This window comes from Micrococcus sp. HSID17227 (assembly GCF_003989405.1).
GTDB classification, from domain to species: Bacteria; Actinomycetota; Actinomycetes; order Actinomycetales; family Micrococcaceae; genus Micrococcus; species Micrococcus luteus.
In genome coordinates this window covers 1-6,360 of the sequence record NZ_RBLN01000120.1, presented here as the reverse complement: position 1 = coordinate 6,360, position 6,360 = coordinate 1, and the positions used below count along the sequence as shown (strand labels likewise).

Below are 6,360 nucleotides of genomic sequence, written 5' to 3'. Positions count from 1 at the left end.
GTCCCGGTGCGGAAGCCGGCGACGTCGCCCGGACGTGCGGTGCGCGCCCACGTGCCGGCGGGGCCCGCATGGTCGTGCACGACGACGTCGACGTCGATCTCACCGACGGAGGGCCGGTGCTCGGCGACCGTGTACCACCGCAGATCCGGCCGCACGTCCTCGGGGATCCGCCCGACCGCTCGCCGCGCATTGAGCGCCGCGGGATCGGGCATCACGAGCGCCCGCCCCGGGGGCGGGGTGAGCAGCCCGAAGTACTCGTCGCAGCCCTGCGGGGTGAACGTGCGGAACTCCTCCGCGGCGAACGTGAGACGACGCAGCCGGGGGGCGAGCAGCCACGTGGCGCGGACCGTCATGGTCCACTGCGGATACTCGTCGCGGTCAACGGGCATCGCCTGGCCGAGGGCCGCGAGCCCGCGGTAGGCCTTCATCTGCAGGGCCTCGACACGCGAGGGACGGGCGGCAGGCGGGGGGAGGACGGAGGAGCTCGTCATCCGGTCATCATAGGTGAGCCTCACCTTTGCTGGAGTCCTCCCTTTGAATACGTCACGTCATTGTTGCGTATTTGCTTTCTTAGGTAAGGCTTCCCTACTGTGCGGGACGTCCGTGGCGCACGCCGCCCGGAGCCGACGACCCCCTCACGGAAGGCCCTCCCATGCTCCCTCGCCTGTTCGGACTCGGCGATCCAGCCGCCTACCTCGACGCCACCGGCAGGGCGGCCCGGGTGGCCGTCGACACCGCCTACGACCGCGCGGGGGTCCACCCGGACACCCCGTCGACGCACCTGGCCGACGCCGTCGGCGCCGTCGACTTCTCGCAGCCGACGGGCAGCCTCGACGACGCCCTCGCCGAGGTCGCGGAGCTCTACGCCCACCAGACCACCGCCTACCACCACCCGCGCTATGCCGCTCACCTCAACTGCCCGGTCCTGCTCTCCAGCACCGCAGCGGACACCGTGCTCGGGGCGCTCAACACGGCGGTCGAGTCCTGGGACCAGGCCCGCTCCGCGGCGCTCATGGAGCAGCGGCTCCTGGCCGAGGTCGGACGCTGGTGCGGGTTCGCCGCGGGCGACGGCGTCTTCACCTCCGGAGGGTCGGCCTCCAACCTGCAGGCCATGACGCTGGCCCGCGGCCGCGCCGTGCAGCGCCTCACCGGCCACGCCGGGCTCGCCGACCTGCCCGCCGAGGTGCTCGGCTCGCTGCGCGTCTTCGTCAGCGCCGCCACGCACTACAGCATCGCCAAGGCAGCCGGCCTGCTCGGGCTGGGTCGCCACGCCGTGGTCGTCGTCCCCACCGACGCCGCCGGGCGTCTGGACCCCGGGGCCCTGGCCGAGGCGGTCGAACGTGAGGTGGCCGCCGGTGCCGTGCCGATGGTCGTCGTCGCGACGCTGGGGACCACCGACCGCGGCGCCATCGACCCGCTGCCGGCCATCGCCGACGTCGCCGAACGCCACGGGATGTGGGTCCATGCGGACGCGGCCGTGGGCGGGATCCTCGCCGCGAGCGCGGCGACGCGCCACGAGCTGCCGGGGCTGCACCGTGCGGACTCGGTGACGATGGACTTCCACAAGACGTTCTACGTGGGGCTGGCCTGCAGCGCGCTGGTGGTGCGGGACGCCGAGAGCCTGCGCCATGTGACGGTGCATGCGGACTACCTGAACCCGGAGGACAGCGTCCATCCGAACCTGGCGGATCGGTCCTTGCAGACGAGCCGCCGGTTCGACTCGCTCAAGCTGTGGCTGACGCTGCGTGAGCATGGGGCCGAGGCGGTGGTGTCCCTGTTCGCGGGGGCGCGCGAACGCACGCGGCAGGCGTGCGGGATCCTGCGGGCCCGGCCGACGTTCGCGGTGCTGGAGGATCCGACGCTGGTGACAGTGCTGTTCCGGGTGCGGGCCGAGGGACTGTCGGAGGAGGAGTGCACGGCGGTGCAGGCGGCGACGCACCGGGAGCTCGTGGCCGGCGGGCGCGCGCTGATCGCGACGACGGTGGTGGACGGGGTGCCCCATCTGAAGTTCACGATCCTGAACCCCGCGGTCACCTCGGGCGAGCTGGAGGAGCTGGTCGACGTCGTGGAGGAGGCGGCGCTGCGGCACGTCGACGCGGTGCGGGCGAGCCGTCATCGGTGGCGCGGGGTGGCGCGGACCCGTCCGCATGGCCCGTCGGTCGCCGTGTCCTGCACGCTCCCCGCTTCGGCGGGGCCACGTCCGTCCGCGGCGCGCGTGGACGAGCACGGAGAGCAGGTGTGCGCATGAGCCCGGCGTCCACGTCCCCCCGCCGCGTGCTCGCGATCGGGCTGGGCCCGTTCAACCTGAGCCTGGCCGCGCTGGCCCACCCGCTGCCCGACGTCGAGGTGGAGGTGGTGGAGAGCCGCGACGCGTTCGTGTGGCACCCGGGCATGATGCTGCCGGGCGCGCAGATCCAGGTGCCGTTCCTCGCGGACCTGGTGACGTTCGCGGACCCGACCTCCCCGTACTCGTTCCTGGCGTATCTCAAAGCGATGGGCCGGCTGCACCGCTTCTACATCCGGGGTTCCTGGTACCCGCTGCGGCGGGAGTTCTCGGACTACTGCGCGTGGGTGGCAGCCCAGCTGCCCGGCATCGCCTACGCGACCACGGTGACGGCGGTGCGGTGGGACGATCAGGCGGACGAGTTCGTGGTGGAGGCGGCCTCCGCGGCCGGGACCAGCACGCACCGGGCCGACCACGTGGTGGTGGGCACGGGCACGGTGCCGTCCCTGCCCGCGCCGCTCGCGCGCGTCGCGGAGGAGTCGGCCCGGGTCGGCGCGTCCCCCGTGGTGCACACGGGTGAGTACATGGGCCGTCGCGAGGACATCGCCGGGGCCGGGTCGGTCCTGGTGGTGGGCAGCGGCCAGTCGGCGGCGGAGTGCGCCCTGGACCTGCTGAACGCGGGCCACCCGGACCTCACGTGGGTCACGCGCTCACCCCGGTTCTTCGGCATGGAGGTCGGCCAGCTCACGCTCGAGCTGACCTCGCTGGACTATGAGCGGCACTTCGCCACTCTGCCCCGGGCGCGGCGGGATGAGATCAACGCATCCCACCGGTCCCTGTACAAGGGGATCAGCGAGTACACGATCGAGGACGTCTACCACGCGCTGTACGAGCGCCAGGTGGGTCCGCTGGACCCGGCCCGGCTGTGGCCGGGCACGTCGGTGACGGACGCCCGCCTGGTCGCGGGCCCGGGTGCGCCCCGGGTGGAGGTCACCCTGCGCGACGAGGAGACCGGGGTGACCGGGGGGCGCGTGGTGGACCGTGTCGTCGCGGGCACGGGCTACCGCCACCCGGACCATCCGTTCCTGGAGCCGGTGCGGCACCTGCTGCGCGCGGAGGACGGTCGGACGACGGCGAACGCGGACCACGCGATCGACGTGAGCGGCCGCCGGATCTTCGTGCACAACACCGCCGAACAGCCCCTGGGTCTCACCGGCCCGGACCTGGGCATGGCGGCGGAGCACAGCGGCCGCATCCTCAGCACGATCGCCGGCCGCCAGGTCTACGCGCAGGCCGAGTCGATCGCGTTCCAGGACTTCGGTGCCGTCGCGGCGGGCGTCCGGTGAGCGCCGTGACGCCGCCGCAGACCACCGTGGACGGTGCGGCCGCGAGCGCGGCCCGTCGTGTGGAGCTCCGTCCCGTGGGCGCGCAGGACCATCCGCTGCTGCACCGGTGGGTGACGTCCCCGCACGCCGTGTACTGGGAGATGACGGAGGCGGGTCTGGCCGACGTCGTGGCCGAGTACGAGGCGATCGCCGCGCACCCGCACCACCACGCGCACGTGGGGCTCGTGGACGGGACCGCGACCTTCCTGGTGGAGGTCTACGACCCGGCCCACTCGGAGCTGGCCGGACGGTATGCGGGCGCGCCCGGCGACGTCGGCCTGCACGTGCTCGTCGCCCCGACGGACACCCCGGTGCCCGGGACCACGGACCTGGTGATGGCCGCGGTGGTGCGCTGGTGCCTGGCCCAGCCGGGGGCGCGGCGCGTCGTCGTCGAGCCGGACGAGCGCAACGCCGCCATCCGGGCGAAGAACCTGGCCGCCGGGTTCACGGAGCTCGGTCCCGTGGCGCTGGGATCCAAGACGGCGATGCTCTCGATCGCCACGCCCGAGTCCTTCACTGCCAGCCGGATCGGCGTCCTCGCCGCCGGGCTGGACCTCACCCTCCCCGAGCCCCCGCTCCTCCTCACCCCCGACAGGCAGGTGTCCGCATGACCCCCGTCCCCCCGTCCTCCCCGTCCCGCCTGGACGCGCTGACGGCGCCGACCGCCCGGCACGCCCACCGGCTGCTCGTCGCCAAGGCGATCCGCGAGTTCACCCATGAGCGGCTCCTGACGCCGGTGCGCGGCGAGCGGGTCGACGACGCCGGCCGCCACGCCTACACGCTCACCCTGGGCGGGGTGCGGTGGACGTTCACCGCGCGTGCCCTCCCGCTCGAGCACCTCGGCGTGGATCCGGACTCGGTGTGCCGTGCCGGGGATCCGGACGCGGTGGCCGTCGACCGCTTCGTCCTCGACGCGGCCGAGGTGCTCGGGCTGGCCGGCGAGGCGCTGGACGTCTATCTCGAGGAGCTCGCCTCCACCTTCGCCGCCCGGTGCCACACCCTGGCCGGCGAGCGCCCGTCCGCCGCCGACCTGGTGGACGCGGACTACACGGCGGTGGAGGCCGCCATGAGCGAGGGACACCCGGGCTTCGTGGCCACCAACGGCCGCATCGGCTGGGGGGCCACGGAGTACGCGATGTTCGCCCCCGAGGGCGGGCGGGCGCTGCACCCGGTGTGGCTCGCGTTCCCCTCCGAGCTCGGGGGACGGTGGACCTGGCCCAAGACCGCGAGCGCGGGCGCCGCCGTGCCGGCGCCGCCCCCGCCGATCACCGAGGCGGTGGCGGGCCTGTGGGCGGAGCGGGCGGCGGCGCTCGACGTCGATCCGGAGGCGTACACGCTGATCCCGGTGCACCCGTGGCAGTGGGAGCACCGGATCCAGGTGGCGTTCGCCCCCGACCTCGCCGCGGGGCGGCTGGTGCACGTGGGCGAAGACCCGGACGCGTTCACGGCCATGCAGGCGGTGCGCACCCTGTTCAACGCGAGCGACCCGCACGCCCCGCAGCTGAAGACGGCGTTGTCCGTGCAGAACATGGGGTTCGTGCGCGGCCTCTCCCCCGCGTACATGTCCGTCACCCCGGCGATCAACGCGGTGGTGGCCGACCTCGTGGACTCCGACCCCCTGCTCGCGAGGTGGGGCTTCGGGGTGCTGCGGGAGTACGCCTCGGCCGGGTACACCGGGGACGCCTTCCATGCCGTGGGCTCGAAGGGTCCTCACACGAAGATGCTCGCCGCCCTGTGGCGGGAGAGTCCGCTGCCGCGCCTGGCGGAGGGCGAGCGGGTCATGACCATGGCGGCGCTGCTGCACCGGGACGGCGGGGGCCGCTCCGTGGCGGGGGCGCTCGTGGAGCGCTCGGGGCTGACGGCGGCGCAGTGGCTGCACGGGGTGGTGACGGCCTACGTGACCCCGCTGGTGCATCTGGCCGCCGCCTACTCGACCGTGTTCATGCCCCACGGGGAGAACATCGTGCTCCGCCTGCGGGAGGGACGGGTCACCGGCGCCTTCCTCAAGGACATCGGGGAGGAGGTGGTGGTCGGCGCGGACGGCGTCCCGCTCACGGAGCAGACCCGGCGCATCCGCATCGACCTCACCGACGAGGACCTCTCCCTCTCCTTCTTCACGGACATGCTGGACGGCGTGCTGCGCCATCTGGCCGACGTGATGGACGCGGACGCCCTGCTGCCGGCGGAGGAGTTCTACGCCGTGGTGGGGCGGGTCCTCGCCGAGTACACGGCCCTGGGGCTCGCGGATGTGGAGCGCCTCGGCCTGGACGCGGAGGACTTCGCGCACTCGTGCCTGAACCGGTTGCAGCTGCGGAACGCCACGCAGATGGTGGACCTGACGGACCCGTCGGGCTCGCTGCTCTACGCCGGTCGCCTGGCCAACCCGGTGGCCGCGCCGCTGCGCCGCGCGCTGGCGGAGCTCCGGCAGGACGCCGCGGCATGAGCGCGGACGCGTGGACCGGGACGGCGACGGGTGACGTGGCGGGCCGTTGCCACCGGGACGCGCACGGCGTGCCGACGCTCGTGGCCGCGTCCCTGCCCGAGCTGGCCTACCTCCAGGGGTGGCACGTGGCGACGGAGCGGGCCTGGCAGGTCGACTGCGAGCACCGCCGGGTCACCGGCATGAGCGCCGAGGTGTTCGGCCCGCCGGCGGTGGCGAACGACGTCGCCGCCCGGCAGATGGACCTGGACGGTGCGGCCCGCCAGGCGTTCGACGCCCTCGACGACGCGGAGGACCGGGCCTGGTTCACA

At 73.9% G+C, this 6,360-nt stretch carries 6 protein-coding genes; 5 read left to right on the top strand and 1 reads right to left on the bottom strand.

Features of this window, described 5'->3' with window-relative positions; genetic code table 11:
- On the bottom strand, window positions 1–491 hold a 491-nt coding region (locus D8M29_RS07360; RefSeq protein ID WP_148111544.1), incomplete at its 3' end, for a siderophore-interacting protein.
- A 161-nt stretch (window positions 492–652) separates the two neighbouring features.
- Between D8M29_RS07360 and D8M29_RS07355 the strand changes: the two genes are divergently transcribed.
- The 5 genes from D8M29_RS07355 to D8M29_RS07335 all read left to right on the top strand — a co-directional run.
- Window positions 653–2,248 carry a pyridoxal-dependent decarboxylase gene (locus D8M29_RS07355; RefSeq protein WP_052833454.1) on the top strand — a complete coding sequence of 532 codons (1,596 nt, stop codon included), beginning with the start codon at window positions 653–655 and terminating at the stop codon, window positions 2,246–2,248.
- Window positions 2,245–3,570 (top strand): lysine N(6)-hydroxylase/L-ornithine N(5)-oxygenase family protein, encoded by a 1,326-nt coding sequence (locus D8M29_RS07350; protein ID WP_044659670.1) that lies wholly within the window; start codon window positions 2,245–2,247, stop codon window positions 3,568–3,570. Before D8M29_RS07355 ends, D8M29_RS07350 begins: the two co-directional genes overlap by 4 nt.
- Before the next feature lie 5 nt (window positions 3,571–3,575).
- Window positions 3,576–4,220 carry a GNAT family N-acetyltransferase gene (locus tag D8M29_RS07345; protein ID WP_223246401.1) on the top strand — a complete coding sequence of 215 codons (645 nt, stop codon included), beginning with the start codon at window positions 3,576–3,578 and terminating at the stop codon, window positions 4,218–4,220.
- On the top strand, window positions 4,217–6,052 hold the full coding sequence (locus D8M29_RS07340; RefSeq protein WP_020624757.1) for an IucA/IucC family siderophore biosynthesis protein: 1,836 nt from the start codon (window positions 4,217–4,219) through the stop codon (window positions 6,050–6,052). Before D8M29_RS07345 ends, D8M29_RS07340 begins: the two co-directional genes overlap by 4 nt.
- Window positions 6,049–6,360, top strand: a 312-nt coding sequence (locus tag D8M29_RS07335) for a penicillin acylase family protein (protein ID WP_148111543.1), incomplete at its 3' end; no start/stop codon positions are given. The genes D8M29_RS07340 and D8M29_RS07335, both read left to right, overlap by 4 nt.

Bases quoted from the DNA above. Each gene is read 5' to 3' on its own strand.
- D8M29_RS07355 (WP_052833454.1), top strand. From the start codon at position 653: ATGCTCCCTCGCCTGTTCGGACTCGGCGATCCAGCCGCCTACCTCGAC.
- D8M29_RS07350 (WP_044659670.1), top strand. From the start codon at position 2,245: ATGAGCCCGGCGTCCACGTCCCCCCGCCGCGTGCTCGCGATCGGGCTG.
- D8M29_RS07340 (WP_020624757.1), top strand. From the start codon at position 4,217: ATGACCCCCGTCCCCCCGTCCTCCCCGTCCCGCCTGGACGCGCTGACG.